This window comes from Candidimonas nitroreducens (assembly GCF_002209565.1).
GTDB lineage: Bacteria > Pseudomonadota > Gammaproteobacteria > Burkholderiales > Burkholderiaceae_B > Candidimonas > Candidimonas nitroreducens.
In genome coordinates, this window is record NZ_NJIH01000016.1 from 49,128 (window position 1) to 63,798 (window position 14,671).

General features: G+C 64.6%; 17 protein-coding genes. 13 read left to right on the forward strand and 4 right to left on the reverse strand.

Features of this window, described 5'->3' with window-relative positions:
• The first annotated feature begins 216 nt into the window (after positions 1-216).
• The 4 genes from CEY11_RS22925 (at position 217) to CEY11_RS22940 (ending at position 3,331) form a co-directional block, all read left to right on the forward strand.
• Positions 217-1,914: an AMP-binding protein gene (locus CEY11_RS22925; RefSeq protein WP_088605758.1), complete on the forward strand. Its 1,698-nt coding sequence runs from the start codon at positions 217-219 to the stop codon at positions 1,912-1,914.
• Positions 1,911-2,123 carry a hypothetical protein gene (locus CEY11_RS22930; protein ID WP_088605759.1) on the forward strand — a complete coding sequence of 71 codons (213 nt, stop codon included), beginning with the start codon at positions 1,911-1,913 and terminating at the stop codon, positions 2,121-2,123. The genes CEY11_RS22925 and CEY11_RS22930 overlap by 4 nt, the downstream gene beginning before the upstream one ends.
• A gap of 132 nt (positions 2,124-2,255) precedes the next feature.
• The gene (locus CEY11_RS22935) at positions 2,256-2,627 is read left to right on the forward strand and encodes a hypothetical protein (RefSeq protein ID WP_198958973.1); all 372 of its coding nucleotides are present in this window, start codon (positions 2,256-2,258) and stop codon (positions 2,625-2,627) included.
• Positions 2,628-2,716: 89 nt separating this feature from the next.
• Positions 2,717-3,331, forward strand: a complete 615-nt coding sequence (locus CEY11_RS22940; protein WP_088605760.1) for a Spy/CpxP family protein refolding chaperone — start codon at positions 2,717-2,719, stop codon at positions 3,329-3,331.
• Positions 3,332-3,439: 108 nt separating this feature from the next.
• Here the strand turns inward: CEY11_RS22940 and CEY11_RS22945 are convergent, their stop codons facing one another.
• On the reverse strand, positions 3,440-3,931 hold the full coding sequence (locus CEY11_RS22945) for a GFA family protein (protein ID WP_088605761.1): 492 nt from the start codon (positions 3,929-3,931) through the stop codon (positions 3,440-3,442).
• A gap of 222 nt (positions 3,932-4,153) precedes the next feature.
• Here CEY11_RS22945 and CEY11_RS22950 point away from each other — a divergent pair, with 222 nt between their 5' ends.
• A complete protein-coding gene (locus CEY11_RS22950) occupies positions 4,154-4,519 on the forward strand; it encodes a hypothetical protein (protein ID WP_088605762.1) in 366 nt (121 codons plus the stop codon).
• Positions 4,520-4,637: 118 nt separating this feature from the next.
• On the forward strand, positions 4,638-5,342 hold the full coding sequence (locus tag CEY11_RS22955) for a glutathione binding-like protein (protein WP_088605763.1): 705 nt from the start codon (positions 4,638-4,640) through the stop codon (positions 5,340-5,342).
• A gap of 49 nt (positions 5,343-5,391) precedes the next feature.
• On the opposite strand, the gene CEY11_RS22960 is transcribed toward CEY11_RS22955, so the two are convergent.
• Complete coding sequence (locus CEY11_RS22960; protein ID WP_088605764.1) at positions 5,392-6,288, reverse strand: LysR family transcriptional regulator; 897 nt, start codon at positions 6,286-6,288, stop codon at positions 5,392-5,394.
• Positions 6,289-6,407: 119 nt separating this feature from the next.
• Here CEY11_RS22960 and CEY11_RS22965 point away from each other — a divergent pair, with 119 nt between their 5' ends.
• From CEY11_RS22965 to CEY11_RS22980, 4 genes are all read left to right on the forward strand, one after another.
• Positions 6,408-7,532 (forward strand): TauD/TfdA family dioxygenase, encoded by a 1,125-nt coding sequence (locus tag CEY11_RS22965; RefSeq protein ID WP_088605765.1) that lies wholly within the window; start codon positions 6,408-6,410, stop codon positions 7,530-7,532.
• Positions 7,533-7,541: 9 nt separating this feature from the next.
• Complete coding sequence (locus CEY11_RS22970) at positions 7,542-8,501, forward strand: Bug family tripartite tricarboxylate transporter substrate binding protein (protein WP_158215424.1); 960 nt, start codon at positions 7,542-7,544, stop codon at positions 8,499-8,501.
• A gap of 265 nt (positions 8,502-8,766) precedes the next feature.
• Positions 8,767-9,462 carry a PadR family transcriptional regulator gene (locus tag CEY11_RS22975; protein WP_088605767.1) on the forward strand — a complete coding sequence of 232 codons (696 nt, stop codon included), beginning with the start codon at positions 8,767-8,769 and terminating at the stop codon, positions 9,460-9,462.
• Between the two features lie 334 nt (positions 9,463-9,796).
• Positions 9,797-10,558: a siderophore-interacting protein gene (locus CEY11_RS22980; protein ID WP_088605807.1), complete on the forward strand. Its 762-nt coding sequence runs from the start codon at positions 9,797-9,799 to the stop codon at positions 10,556-10,558.
• Positions 10,559-10,601: 43 nt separating this feature from the next.
• Here CEY11_RS22980 and CEY11_RS22985 read toward each other — a convergent pair whose 3' ends face one another.
• Positions 10,602-11,057 carry an acyl-CoA thioesterase gene (locus CEY11_RS22985; protein WP_088605808.1) on the reverse strand — a complete coding sequence of 152 codons (456 nt, stop codon included), beginning with the start codon at positions 11,055-11,057 and terminating at the stop codon, positions 10,602-10,604.
• A gap of 191 nt (positions 11,058-11,248) precedes the next feature.
• Here CEY11_RS22985 and CEY11_RS22990 point away from each other — a divergent pair, with 191 nt between their 5' ends.
• Entirely contained in the window at positions 11,249-11,899 is a 651-nt protein-coding gene (locus CEY11_RS22990) for an HAD family hydrolase (RefSeq protein WP_088605768.1), read from the forward strand.
• A gap of 75 nt (positions 11,900-11,974) precedes the next feature.
• Complete coding sequence (locus CEY11_RS22995) at positions 11,975-12,340, forward strand: carboxymuconolactone decarboxylase family protein (RefSeq protein WP_088605769.1); 366 nt, start codon at positions 11,975-11,977, stop codon at positions 12,338-12,340.
• 68 nt (positions 12,341-12,408) lie between these two features.
• Here CEY11_RS22995 and CEY11_RS23000 read toward each other — a convergent pair whose 3' ends face one another.
• Entirely contained in the window at positions 12,409-13,281 is an 873-nt protein-coding gene (locus CEY11_RS23000; RefSeq protein ID WP_233155037.1) for a LysR substrate-binding domain-containing protein, read from the reverse strand.
• A 166-nt stretch (positions 13,282-13,447) separates the two neighbouring features.
• Here CEY11_RS23000 and CEY11_RS23005 point away from each other — a divergent pair, with 166 nt between their 5' ends.
• Complete coding sequence (locus CEY11_RS23005; protein ID WP_088605770.1) at positions 13,448-14,656, forward strand: YbfB/YjiJ family MFS transporter; 1,209 nt, start codon at positions 13,448-13,450, stop codon at positions 14,654-14,656.
• Positions 14,657-14,671: the final 15 nt, after the last annotated feature.

Consider the following 14,671-nt stretch of genomic DNA (forward strand, 5'->3'; position numbering starts at 1 on the left):
CCTGGCCGCGCGCGGTTTGCCCATGCTTTGCAGCGGGCCGTATGGGGCACGCTTTCCCGCTTTCCGTATCTATAATGGGCTGGCGAGATTGCATATCCAGAGTCTGTTCCGCCAGAATGGGGCAGTTCTCTGGGCATGAGCAGGCCCTAACTTGTACGACCCCCTGGCGGGGCGCCGTCGCAGCGCATCCCGGCTGGCAATAATACGGAGACACGCATGACATCGCAGGCCTTTGCACAAGCGCGGGAGTTCCTCTTGAAGCACCGCGCCGATTACGACACCGCTTACCGCGACTTCAAGTGGCCGGAACTGGACGAGTTCAACTGGGCGCTGGACTGGTTCGACGACTACGCGCTAAACAATGACGATACGGCGCTTTGGATCGTCGAGGAAAGCGGCCAGGAACTGAAGCTGTCGTTTGCGGAGATGTCGCGGCGCTCGAATCAAGTCGCCAATTATCTGCGCAGCCTGGGCGTGCGGCGCGGCGACCGGATCCTGCTGATGCTGGCCAACCAGGTGGCCTTGTGGGAGACCGTGCTGGCGGCCATGAAGCTCGGGGCGGTGACCATACCGGCCACCTTGCTGCTGACGGCTGAAGACATCGCCGACCGCATGCAGCGCGGCGGCGTAGGCTATGTGGTGACCAATGCCGACCAGGCGGCCAAGTTCGCGGCATCCACACAGATAAAGCGCATCGCGGTAAGCGGTGGCGGCCCGGTGCCGCCGGACTGGTTCCGCTACGAAGACGGGGCGGCGGCCAGCCCCGTGTTCGAGCCCGACGGCCCCACGCACGCGACCGACCCTTTGTTGCTGTACTTCACCTCGGGCACCACCAGCCGGCCCAAGCTGGTGCAGCACAATCATCAAAGCTATCCGGTGGGCCACTTGTCCACCATGTACTGGATCGGGCTGCAGCCCGGCGACATCCACTGGAACATCAGTTCTCCGGGCTGGGCCAAGCATGCCTGGAGCTCGGTGTTCGCGCCCTGGAACGCGGGGGCGGCGATCTTCGTCTACAACAGCGCACGCTTCAATGCCCGCGCCACTTTGCAGACATTGGTCGACTACGGCGTGACGACGCTGTGCGCGCCGCCCACTGTGTGGCGCATGCTGATCCAGGAAGACCTGGCCTCGTACCGCGTCAAGATGCGCGAGGTGATAGGCGCGGGCGAGCCGCTCAACCCTGAGGTCATCGAGCGTGTGAAGAAGGCCTGGGGCCTGACGCTGCGCGATGGCTACGGGCAAACTGAAACCACCGCGCAGGTCGGCAATTCGCCCGGGCAGCGGCTCAAGGCGGGTTCCATGGGCAGGCCGCTGCCGGGCTACGAATTGGCGCTGCTCGACGGCGACGGCACGCCGGCCAGCGAAGGCGAACTCGCCATTGCGCTGCACCCGCGCCCCACGGGCCTGATGGACGGCTATGTCGACGACCGCAGCGACGCCATCAAGCCCGTGGGCGACGCTTACTATCGCACCGGCGACGTCGCCGAGGTCGACGCCGACGGCTATTACACCTATATCGGCCGGGCCGACGACGTGTTCAAGGCGTCCGACTACCGCATCAGTCCGTTCGAGCTGGAAAGCATCCTGATAGAGCACCCGGCGGTGGGCGAGGCGGCGGTGGTGCCCAGTCCCGATCCGCTGCGGCTGGCGGTGCCCAAGGCGTTTGTCGCCTTGCGCGCTGGCCATGAACCCAGCCGCGAGGTCGCCGGCGATATCCTGCGCTTCGCCGCGCAGCGGCTGGCGCCTTACAAGCGCATCCGGCGCATCGAGTTCTACGAATTGCCCAAGACGATTTCGGGCAAGATCCGCCGTGTGGAACTGCGCAAGGCCGAACAGGCGCGCGCCGGCGCCGGCCGGCGCGACAACGAGTATTGGGAAGAAGACTTCAACGGGGATACAGCGGCCACGTGAAGCCGAAGCCGCCGCAGCTCACGCCCTATATGCCGCAATTCGCGGCATATTTTTTTGTTGCCGGCCGTTCCAAGGCACAAAACCTCTTGGTGAAGCCGAGCGGCATGCAAGTCTGCGACGTGAAGAGCAAGCCGCAGGCGCAGCGCAGGGGCATTTTTTTTGTCGCGTATCGTGGCACTGGTTTCAGCGCCGGGGGTTTCCGGACATAGTTGTAAGCAATGATGTGGGCCCTGATTTGCCGCGAAAACACGTGGGTATACTGAATTCGAGTGTTCGGCACGGCTGCTTCAGTAGCGGTGGCACGGGCACTACTTCATCAAGAAACGCAAGGAGGTAACTCCATGGCTCGCACCTTTCGGATTATCGTAAAAAGCCTCGGCGGCCTTGCTGCCGCCGCCGCAGTATTCGCAATGTCGGCGCCGGCCCAGGCCCAGTATCATGGCTCGCATGGGCATCCGCCGCCGCACGCTCACGCCAGGCCCATGCCGCATAGTTATCATCGGCCGCCACCCCCTGCTTATCACGGCGGGTACCGTGGCGGATACCACGGTCACTATCATGGCGGCGGCAATGACGGCGATGGCTTGCTGTTCGGCATGGCGCTGGGCGCCATTGCCGGCGCGGTAATCGCCGGGTCGGCGGTACAGGCGCCGCCTCCGGTGGTCTACAGCTCGCCGCCCCCGCCGGCGCCGCCGGTGTATTCGGGCTACTGACACACCCGCCAGTCCACCCGCGGCAGGGGCCGCCGGCCGCGGCGGCCCCTGCCACTCTCTCTTTCCCTCACCCGATCGAGCACACAGACATGAACCGCAATCTACATCAGGCCTTCGCGCCCGTACTGCTGACTCTCGGCTTGTTTTCCACTGCCGCCATGGCGCAGGGTACTGCGCCGGCGGCGGCTCCCGCGGCGCCGGCCGCCGGGCAGGCCGCGCCGTCCCAGGCCGCCCCTGCCCATGCCCATGCCAAGGCCGCTGCGCGCCACGCCAAGAAACACCAGGATCGCATCGAAGAGCGCATCACCCGGCTGCATACGCAGTTGAAGATCACCAGCGAGCAGGCCAAGCAATGGGAGGTCTTCGCGCAGACCATGCGAGACAACGCGCAGCGTATAGACCAGGCCATCCAGGATCGCGCCAAGAAGCTCCCGACGATGAACGCCGACGAGGTCATGAAGTCGTACGCGGCGTTGGGGCAGGAGCATGCCGAAGATCTGCAGAAATTGTCTGCGGCCTTCAGCGGCTTGTACGGGGTCTTGTCCGATGCGCAAAAGCAGACGGCGGATGTGCTGTTCCGCAATCAGCATTCCGGCAAGGCGGCAAAGCATCACTCGCATCACAAGTCACATCACAAGCCGCAGCACCGGGCTGCACCCGCCACACCGGCCGAACCGGCCACGGCTGCGCCGGCAGCCAAGTAAGGCCGTCGCGGCGCCGCGTTGCGGCATCGTGCCGGCGCGCCGTGATGCCTGTCTTTATTTTGTTTCGAGACGGCCGCGGCGGCGGGCCGGCAACTCGCCGGCCCGTGCTCAATTCGCCATCAGGCCCAGGCGCTCATGCCATTGGGCTATGGATTCTTCCGGGTATATCGAGAAGAGCAGATCGCGCGGCCCTGCCTCGACCTCCACCCACGGCGCCTTGAATTCCAGCATCAAATGGGTGTGTTCGGGCGGCGTTGGCAGCGGCGTGTCGATGGCGCTGGCAAACGGATGTATCAGTTCGGGCCATTCGGGGCTGTAAAGCCACAAGGCGCTGCCGCAGCGCTTGCAGAAATGCCGTTCGGCGGTGCTGGTGTGCGCACGGGCCTGCCCCGGGTTTTTGATCTTGGCGTGGTAGATCGAGATGTGATCCTTGCCCGTTACTTTCATGCTGCGGGCGTCGCCGCCCAGGTTGATCGCGTAGCCGCCGCCACCCTGCGTCTTGCGGCAGATCGAGCAATAGCAGCGCTGGTAGGGGTAGGGCGTGGAACTTTCGAGGCTGAAGCGCACGGCGCCGCAGTGGCAGGAACCTTGCAATTGCATGATGGACGTCTCCTAGTTTCCTGTTTGCTGGATCCAAGGACATGAGCCGCGCCGGCGCGTCGCACGGGCCGGGCGCTGCGATCCCGCGGCGTGCAGTCCGTGGGGGCAACCGAATCAGTGTATAGCAAGGGTGCCTTGAGCAGGGGTCGGGCGCTGGCCTGCCGGGCTTGCCCGTGGCTCGGCGGCAATGTAAATTGGCTGCGCCGATTCAGCGAGGGGCCCATGAGCAGCGTCCGCAAGCGTTATGCATCCGCCAGCCGGCCCGGCCTCGCCCGGCGCTTCTATGTGGCCGGGTACGTGGTGCTGGCCTGCGGGCTGCTGGCCGCCGCCCTCGTCTACACATACGCCCCCGCCGACGCATCCTATCAACTACCCTACAGCCGTCAGGACGACGCTCAGGTCGAACGCCTCGGCGGCCGGGCCGCCGTCTGGGTACTGCATTTCAACCGCTGGTTCCTGGGCTTGTGGCATGGCCGCCAGCTGGCCTGGACGCTGGCGGGGCTTTCCCTCGCGATTGCGCTGCTGTGCCTGCTGGCTGGACGCAGCCTGTCGGCGACCATGCCGTTCGGAACCCGGCCGCGGAAGTGATGCATGGAATGCGGCTGCGGCGCGTCGCGCCGAGGCGCGGACGCGGGCCGCTTTTCGAGTGCCTGGGGGTTTTCGGGTATTCTTTCGAGTCGGTGTTCCCGCCCCCTGGAGATATTCAATGACCGATCTGTCCGCCTTCCCCATCACCCAGAAATGGCCGGCCGCGCATCCCGACCGCCTGCAGCTCTATTCCCTGCCTACGCCCAACGGTGTGAAGGTGTCCATCATGCTCGAAGAGATCGGGCTGCCCTACGAGGTTCATCTGGTGCGCTTCGACCAGAAGGATCAGATGTCGCCCGAGTTCCTGTCGCTCAGCCCGAACAACAAGATCCCGGCCATCCTGGATCCCAACGGCCCGGATGGCCGCCCGCTGGGCCTGTTCGAGTCCGGCGCCATCCTGGTCTACCTGGCCGGCAAGACCGGCAAGCTGCTGCCGCGCGACGTGGCGGGGCGCTACGAAACCCTGCAATGGCTGATGTTCCAGATGGGCGGCATAGGCCCGATGTTCGGCCAGCTGGGCTTCTTCAACAAGTTCGCCGGCAAGGACTACGAGGACAAGCGCCCGCGCGACCGCTACGTGGCCGAAGCGCGCCGCCTGCTGGGCGTGCTGGACGGCCGCCTTGCCGGCCGCAAGTGGATCATGGGCGATGAATACACCATTGCCGACATTGCTACCTTCCCCTGGGTGCGCAACCTTATCGGCTTCTACGAAGCCGGCGAGCTGGTGGGCTTTCAGGATTTCGCTCAAGTGCGAAGAGTGCTCGATACCTTCGTGGCCCGGCCGGCGGTAGTGCGGGGCCTGGAGATTCCCAAAAGAGCGTGATCTATCGAATCGATAGGGCGCCGCGCCGCTGCCGATTTTCATCTGGGTGCTATACGATGCCGCCGAGCTGGTTCCAGGTGGCATCGAACGCCGTGCAGAACATCTCGGCCAGCTTCGACAAGGGGCGGTTGCGGTGCTGCGTCAGGTACACCGCCAATTTTGCCCGGCTGGTGTAGGGGCGCACTACAAGATCGGAAAATGCCCCGGCGGCGACAGCCGTGGTGTCGACGATGGCTACGCCGGCCCCGGCCAGGCAGAACCAGCAGGCCGTCTGGCCCGAGCGCACTTCCACATTTGTGTGGATCAGGTCGGCGTATTTGCCGTAAAGATCCTGGTTGCTTATCCCGTAGGTAATCGCCTGGGGAAACGATATGACGTTGTGTTCGAGCAGATCCACGGGCCGCACGCGACGCCTGGCGGCAAGCGGGTGGCCCGCGGGCATCACGCAGACCAGCTCGCACGGATAGCGTTTCAGGATCGCGAGGTTGGGATGGCTTTGCGGGCTGAGCGACAGGCCGATATCGGATACGCCGTCAACCAGAGACCTTACCAATAAGTGGGGGATCAGCAGGTCGATCTTGATCGATGCGTCGGGCACCATCTTCGTTAGCGCCGTTGCGGCCTTGGGTACTACGGTCGCGCCCAGGCTGGGCGAAATGGCTACGTGCAGCGATCCCGAGGTAGGCGCCGCAAGCTCTTGAGTGAGATCTTTGAAGCGCTCCACGCGCTGCCACAGTTGGTCGACCTCTTCATAAAGGCGCAATGCGCTGGGCGTAGGAACCAATCGCCCCTTGACTCTTTCGAACAGTGCCAGCCCGGCGGCCCGTTCGGCGGCGCCGAGCAGCTTGCTGACGGCGGGAGATGAGACATGCATGAGGCTGGCGGCGTCTTTGATGGAGCCGGTCTGCATGACGTTCCGAAAGACTTCTATCTGCCTCAGGTTCATCGCTGTCTCCCAAATTGGTTAACTTAAGGTTAATCTAATAGCTGAATAAATCAATTTATTTATGCGGAAAGGCCTGCCAGAATTTCACCACGTACACCAGCCGTTGGGGAGTTTCTGGTATGCAAGCAGCAAGTTCGGCGCAGTTGGCGCTACCTGTCGATCACCCGTCCGTATGGACAGCAGGCGATTTTGCCGATGATGATTCCTGGCTGTGTTATCTGAGCGATGAGCAGGCGGGCCAGTTGCTGGCGTTAGTGGCTGGCGGCGAGCCCAGCGAGGTCATGGCCAGTTCCCGGGCTGCAATGGCGTCGTTGCTGCCCTCGTTCGTTCCTGTGGTCGAGCAACTGAAGCGCGATCTCCGTTTGCGTGGCTTTGTCTTGCTGCGTGGCGTCCCGGTTCAGGACATGAGCCAGGAACAGGCCGGCATGGCCTTCTGGGCAATCGGCCTCCTGATGGGGGTCGGGCTGACCCAGAATGCCCGCTCGGATCTGATATGCCCAGTCACCGATATGGGCGTGCGTTTCGGCTATTCCGAAGCAACCACGCAGCACAATGCGCGTGGCTACCAGAGCCGTGCCGATTTGAATTATCACTGCGATCCTACCGACGTCGTGGCGTTGTTGTGCCTGCGCAAGGCCAAGTCGGGGGGGCAGAGCTCCATTGTCAGTACGCCGGCGATCTACAACGAAATGCTGCGCGCACACCCCAGGCAGCTCGAGTTATTGATGCGCGGATTCCCCTACGACCGCAAAGGAGAGGAGTCTCCCGGCGAAGCCCCTGTCACGGAAAGAATTCCGGTTTTTCGCCGGCATGCTTCGCGTGTGAGCTGCCGCTATGCCCGTTCTTACATCATTGGAGCAGCCCTGAAGCTGGGCGTCGACCTGACCAGCCAGGAACAGGAAGCTTTGGACTGCTTTGATGCGCTTGCGCGCCGTGAAGACATGGCTCTCAAGATGTCGTTCGAACCCGGCGACATACAGCTTCTCAATAATTTCACCGTGATCCATGGCCGTACCTCGTACGAAGACCATGCCGAGCCGGAGTTGCGGCGCTTTCTGTACCGATTATGGCTGCATCTGGGGGACGAGGCTCCCTGGAGCGAGGAATGCGAGGCCATGCGTTGGGCGTTTGCCCGCTTCGGCAAACTGGGGCTCAATGTTTCACAGATCGAGGCTGGCCAAATGGCGCGAGTCGCCGCCTCGCCCGACAAACTTGCGGCTGCGGATGCGCCGTCGAATCAATAAGGAGAGATGATGAAAAGATTATTTGCGCTGGTTTTTGCCGGCATGCTCTGTTCGGCGGCAGTGCAGGCGCAGGGCTGGCCGACTAAGACTGTACATGTGATTGTCCCGTACGGCCCCGGTTCTACCCCTGATACGATCGCGCGCCTGATTTTCGACCGGGTACAGAAAAATACCGGCCAATCGATGATCGTGGAAAACAAAAGCGGGGCCGCCGGCATGATAGGGGCGCAGTATGTGGCGAGATCGGCCCCTGACGGTTCGACGCTTATGCTTGCGCCCGCGGGCCCGCTGGAAACCAATGCCTTGCTGTACAAGAAGATGTCTTATGATCCGCTGAAAGACTTGGCCCCTGTGATGCTGGTGGCGCAGACACCCACCGTGCTCGTGGTAAGCAAGGACGTCAAGGCCGGAAACATCAAGCAATTGCTGGGTGAAATGCAGGCTGATCAGGGGCACATGTCCTATGCGTCTCCGGGAGTGGGCACGCTAGGGCATCTCGACATGGCTTATCTGGTTTCCCGGGCGCACGCGCATATTCCCCATATCGCCTATCAGGGCTCGCCGAAAATCATTACCGCATTGATCCGCGGCGACGTGCAGATGGCGGCATTGCCGCCGCTGGCGGTCATGCCGATGATCAAGGCGGGAAGAATCAAGCCAATTGCCGTCATCGGCCCCAAGCGCAGCTTCCTGCTGCCGGACGTCCCGACGCTGAAGGAGCAGGGCATCGATTTCGGCCCCGTGGGCTGGTTCGGGATGGCGACGGCCGCCGGCGTGCCGCAGGCTACGCTGGAGGAAATGCATCGACAGATAGCATTGGCTCTCGAGGATCCCATGGTTGCAAAGAGCTACCGTGCGCAAGGCCTGGAGACCGCCGATTTGGGGCCGCAAGCTTTTTCGGCGTATATCCAAGAAGATATGAAGCTCTGGCGCCCCATCATTGCTCAAAACCACATATCGCTGGATTGATCTGTTTTTCGTGCCGGAGGGCGGCGCATATCTTTATTGTGCCGCCGTCCGGGGCACGGAGGCGCATCCGCCCGCGCCGCGCGCCGCCGGCCCGGAAATTTCTCGGCATCGAACCGCCGGCGCGCCCGGCAAAGCCGTGCTCGCGTCCTGCCGATGAACCGGAATTTGCGATGTGCCGGCGTGGGCTTCCTGCTTTCGGGCATTGACAATGCCTACGAATCATAATATCGTACGATATATCTTTAGATATATTTGAGGCGAAATTATGTATTCGTGGAGCAAATTCTTTTTTGGCCGCTTGCAGCATCACGGCTGCTCGGTCTTTCCCGACGAGACGGGGGGCGGCCATCACGGGCGTCACGGCCATCAAGGGCGGGGCGGTGGCCGCGGCCGGCATGGTGACTGGGACGGCGGCCCGGGCGACGAGGGTGGGCGCTTGACGCGCGGGCGCAAGTTCAGCGCCGACGACCTGCAGCTCATGCTGCTGGCTTTGCTCGAAGAGCGGCCCAGCCATGGCTACGAACTGATCAAAGAGCTGGAGTCGCGATCCAATGGCTCCTACAGCCCCAGCCCCGGCGTGGTCTACCCTGCGCTCGCCTATCTGGCGGATCTGGACTACGCCACTGTTCAGGCCGAAGGCAACCGCAAGCGCTTTCAGGTCGCCCCTGCGGGCCAGGCGCATCTGCTTGCCAATCGCGATCGCGTGCAACTGCTGTTCTCGGTGCTGAGCCATATGGCGCGCAAGATGGCCTGGATGAAGCGCGCCTGGAACGGCGAGGCGGCGGAGGGTGCGGCCGATGCCGAAGAGCAGGACGGCTGGCTGTCTGAATTCGTGGCCGCGCGGCGCGCGCTGAAAATGGCGCTGCTGCGCCGCAGCGACGCGGCGGCCGACGAGCAGCGGCGCATTGCCGCCATACTCCAGCGGGCCACGGCAGAGATTCTCGACGGCGCGGCGCAATGAACCCGCGCGCCGGCGCACGCCCGTTTCTTCCGTTTCTTCTTAGTCTCGCCTGTTCCCATTAGCCCTGGTGCTGCGCGGCACGTGTCGTACGCTGCAGCGGCCCAGGGTGCGCATACCAACACACATCAAGAGGTATTACATGACCACGAGTCAAAATGCAGTCCCGGCCCAAAAGGGCGGGGCTGAGCAAGGTTTTCATGCGGCCGGCGCGGCACAAGCATCGGGAACCGCTACGTCCAGTGCTGCCACTGCTGCTGCCATCGCCGGTGCCGCGGCATCCGCCACGCCCAGCGCCTTGCAGGTGGCGAAGCTACGCCATCCGCTCAAGGCGCGCATGCTGCGGGTGCGCCGAGTCGCCCGCGTCACGCCCCATATGCTGCGGATCACGCTGGGCGGCGATGAACTGGCGGGCTTTGTCTCGGCTTCGTTCGACGATCACGTGAAGCTGTTTTTCCCGCACGAGGCCGGCGCCGTGCCGGTGCTGCCGGTTCTTGGCGAGCGCGGCCCGGAATTTCCCGCCGGCCAGCCCAAGCCGCAGACACGCGACTACACGCCGCGCCGCTACGACGCCGATGCGCGCGAGCTGGACATCGACTTCGTGCTGCACGGCGAGGGCACGGCTGCGTCGTGGGCCGCTCGGGCGCAGGTGGGCGACTATCTGGGGGTGGCGGGGCCGCGCGGCTCTTTCGTCATTCCCCAGGAATTCGACTGGCATCTGCTGATCGGCGACGAAACCGCACTGCCGGCCATCGCGCGCCGCGTCGCGGAGCTGCCCGCCGGCAAGCGGGTGCTGGCCGTAGTCGAGACCGCCAGCCCCAATGCCCGTCTGGCCTTCGACACGCGTGCCGACCTGCACATGCACTGGGTGCACGGCGGCGCGCCGGCGGCCGATGGCATCGGCCCGCTGGAACGCGTGGTGCGGCGCCTGGTGCTGCCGGAAGGCGAAGGCTATGTCTGGGCCGCCGGAGAATCCCTCGCCATCCGCGCCGTGCGCGAGTATCTGGTGCGCGAGCGTGGCCTGCACAAGTCGCGCATCCGCGCCGCCAGCTACTGGCGCCGCGACGGCGGGCCGGGCCACGAAGTGATGGAAGACTGAAACGTCGCGCTGCCTGCGCCAGCGGCGCCCGCCGGGGTTGCCGTCACCGAGTCTCTTGACCGTCGCCGCTGACCAGGGGCTCGAGCGCGCGGCGCAGCGCCGCGGGCAGCGATACCGGGCGGCGCGACTGGCGGTCGACGTAGACGTGCACGAAGTGACCGTGTGCGGCCGTCAACGGCTCGCCTTCGCGGAATATGCCGAGCTCGTAGCGCACGCTGGAATTGCCCAGCCTGGCTACGCATACCGCCGCCTCGATGCGGTCGGGAAAGGCGATCGACGAGAAATACTGGCAGCCGGTCTCGACCACCAGGCCTATCACCTCGCTGTTGGCGATGTCCAGCGCCCCGGCGTCGACCAGGTAGCGGTTGACGGCCGTATCGAAGTACGAGTAGTAGGTGACGTTGTTCACGTGGCCGTATACGTCGTTGTCCATCCAGCGGGTATCGATGGGCAGGAAGTGGCGGAAGTCGGATCGGGGGCGGGGCGTGGGCCGGCTCATGAAGTAAGGTGTAAGCTTGGGTTGAATGGAACGCGGGCGCATGGCCAGGCTATGGGGGGGTGGCCGTGCCTTGCCTTGCCGTCGGGATTCCCTGCCGGTGCGGGCTCGCTGGGTATCTTCAACCATAATAGCCTACGACGCGCCGGGCCGAATGCCAGGCCGCGGCGGTGGAAAGAACGTCTGGAAGTTCGATGAAATTCGAAGCAGTAATTTTTGATTGCGATGGCGTGCTGGTCGACAGCGAGGCCACCACCTCGGGCGTGTTGCGCGACATGCTCGAAGAGCTGGGCTGGCGCATGAGCCACGAGGAATGCCACGAGGCCTTTCTGGGCAAGGCGCTCCAGGACGAGTTGGCCCTGATCCATAGCCGCACCGGCGTCCTGCCGGGCGAAGAATGGATCGAGCAGTTCCGGCTGCGGCGCAATGCGGCGCTGGCGGTCGGCCTGCAGCCCATACCCGGCGTGCACGATGCGCTGGCGCAGATATCCGCTCGCTGGCGCTCGAATATCGCCTGCGCCTCGGGGGCCGACCGGGGCAAGATCCTCATGCAGCTCAAGAAGGTGCGGCTCATAGACTATTTTGCCGATCGCACCTTCAGCGGCCAAGAGATGGCCCGCAACAAGCCGTACCCCGACGTTTACCAGGCCGCCATGGCCGCGCTGGGGGTAGAGGCACGGCGCTGCGCCGTGGTGGAAGACAGCGTTCCGGGCGTCACGGCCGGCGTGGCGGCCGGCGCCACCGTCTATGCCTATGCGCCGCAGGGCAATGCCGATGCGCTGCACCGGGCGGGCGCCAGTCATATCTTCACCGACATGGCCGAGCTGCCGGCCCTGCTGAGCTGAAGCAGCCCGGCGCCCCCCATCGGGACGCCATTGTTTCCGCAGTATTCATGCAGTGTTTGAATCAAGAGGAAAATTATGGATTCGCCCTTATATCCCGCCGCAACGCGCGAGCTTGCCCGCCAGCGTTCCGAAGCGGCTCCCGAAACCATGGCCGCGTTCAAGGCCTTCAGTGCGCAGGTGTTTGCCGACGGGGCCTTGTCGCGCAAGATGAAGCAGATTATTGCCGTTGCCGTCGCGCACGTCACGCAGTGCCCGTACTGTATCCGCGGGCACTCCGAGCTGGCGGTGAAGGAGGGCGCAAGCGACCAGGAACTCATGGAGGCGATCTGGGTGGCCGCCGAGATGCGGGCAGGCGGTGCGTACGCGCATTCCACCTTGGCCCTGGACGCATGCAACCATGCACGTGCTCGCCAGGAGGAGCGCGGCAAGCCGTCTTCCTGAGCCACGGGTGGGCTATACGGCGGACAAGCCTGGCTCATACAAGAGTCCGGCTTGTCCGCCGCCTTGAATCAGGCCGCCGCTGGCTGCGCGCGCAATTGTTCCCGCAGCGCCGACAGCGCGGCGCTGGATTCGCCGCGGCGCCAGATCAGCGGCGTAACGATGCGCGCATGGGCATCGGGCAGGCGGTGCCGGGCAAGGCCCTGGTGCTGCGTGGTGGCCAGCACGGACTCCGGAATCAGCGCCACGCCCGCGCCGGCCGCCACGCAGGCGACGATGGCGTGGTACGAGGCCAGTTCCAGCACCCTTACCACGGGCTGCCTGCCGTGGCCGATCCAGCGTTCCAGGGCGCGGCGATAGGCGCAGCCGTTGGGAAAGGCCACCAGCGAGTCGCCGGCCACGTCTTGCGGGCGCGCGATGCGCGGATGGCCGGCTGCCGAGATGATCACCAGCCTTTCGGCGAACAGCGGCATGGAGCACAAATTGCCGCCCTGCGGGGTTTCAGCGACGAAGGCGGCGTCGAGCTGGCGCTGCGCGACCGCGGCCGTGAGCGAGTCATTGGTGCCCGTGACGAGTTCGACGCGCACTTCGGGATAGGCGTGGTGGTAGCCGGCCAGCACCTGCGGCAGGCGGCTGGCCGCGGTGCTTTCGAGCGCCCCGATCTTCAAAGTGCCGCTGGGCTGCGAGCCCGATACGGCACTGCGCGCTTCTTCGGATAGCTGCAGCAGCTTGTCGGCATAGGCCAGCAGCATCTCGCCGCTGGGCGTGATGAGCAGCCGCTGTTTGTCGCGGTAGAACAATTGCGTGCCGACCGCGGCTTCGAGCTGGCGGACGCGAGCGCTGACGCTGGACTGGACGCGGTGCAGTTTGCGCGCGGCCTTGAGCACCCCGCCTTCGTCCACCACGGCCTTGAAAATACGCAGGTCGGCCAGTTCCAGTTCCATGGTGTTCCTTTACCGGGCAGCGGCGCGGCGGGCGATGCTGCGCTGCCCGCCGCTGTTCTCAACCCTGCATGAGTTTCGCGTGATGCCGTATATGTTCTTCGAATAAGAACAATATGTTCTTTATATTTCATTATACGAGAATAAATAAAAAGACTAGCATGTGCACATGCACGCAGACACCAGCACCAACACGGATACCAGCACGGACACGGCCGGCGCGCGGCCTGCGCCCGCCGGCGCTATCTCGGCCTATGTCGCCACGCTGGTGGCATGCCTGGGCCTCGCCTCGGCCATGGGCATAGGCCGCTTTGCCTTCACACCGCTGCTGCCGCTGATGCAGCACAGTTTCGACCTGTCGCTGCGGCAGGGGGCCTGGCTGGCCAGCGCCAACTACATCGGCTATTTTCTTGGCGCCCTGGGCAGCTATCTGTTCGACCCCGAACCGGGCCGCAGCGCGCGGCTGAGCCTGCTGGCCATTGCCGTGCTTACCATCGCCACCGGCCTGACGCATGCTTTTTCGCTATGGGTGCTGTTGCGCTTGCTGACGGGGGTGGCCAGCGCCTACGCGCTGGTGGGTATTTCGTCATGGGTGCTGGCGGTGCTGGCAAAAAGCGCGTCGCGCGCACTGTACGGCTGGGTCTTTGCCGGCGTCGGCGTGGGCATGCTGCTCGCCGGCCTGGTCGGCCTGGCGGCCGGCGTCTGGCGCCAGTCGCCCGACCGCGCCTGGCTGGCGCTCGGAGCCTGCGCATTGGCGGTTTGCGCCTATGCCTGGCGGCCCCTGGGCGCCTCGCCGCGCACGCGGGCGCCGGCGCGCACGCAGGGCGGCAAGGGCGGACTCGGGCTGCAGGGCTGGCTATTGGCTATTTGCTACGGCGTCTTTGGCTTCGGCTACATCATTCCCGCGACATTCCTGCCGGCCTTTGCCCGGCAGCTCATCGACGACCCGGCCGTGTTCGGCTGGATCTGGCCGCTGTTCGGACTGGTGTCCGCGGTGTTCGCGGTGATTTGCGCTAGGCTGTTCGGCCACTTGCGGCCTCGCCTGGTCTGGGCCTGCGGGCACGTGGTGATTGCCGCCGGCGTGCTGGCGCCGGCGCTGGTGCCGGGGCTGGACGCCGTAGTATTCAGCACAATCTGTGTGGGCGGCACCTTCATGATCGTCGTCATGGTCGGCACTCGCGAGGCGCACCGTGTGGCGGGCGCCCACTCGGCGCGGCTGATCGCGGCCATGACCACGACGTTCGCCATAGGCCAATTGCTCGGGCCGCTGGCCATACCGGCCGGGCCGCTCAGCAGCGCCGTTTTCTATCCCAGCGTAGGCGCGGCCTGCCTGATGCTGCTAACCGCCATCGTGCTATTGCGGCGCGACGGCTCATAGTCCGATAAGGAATCC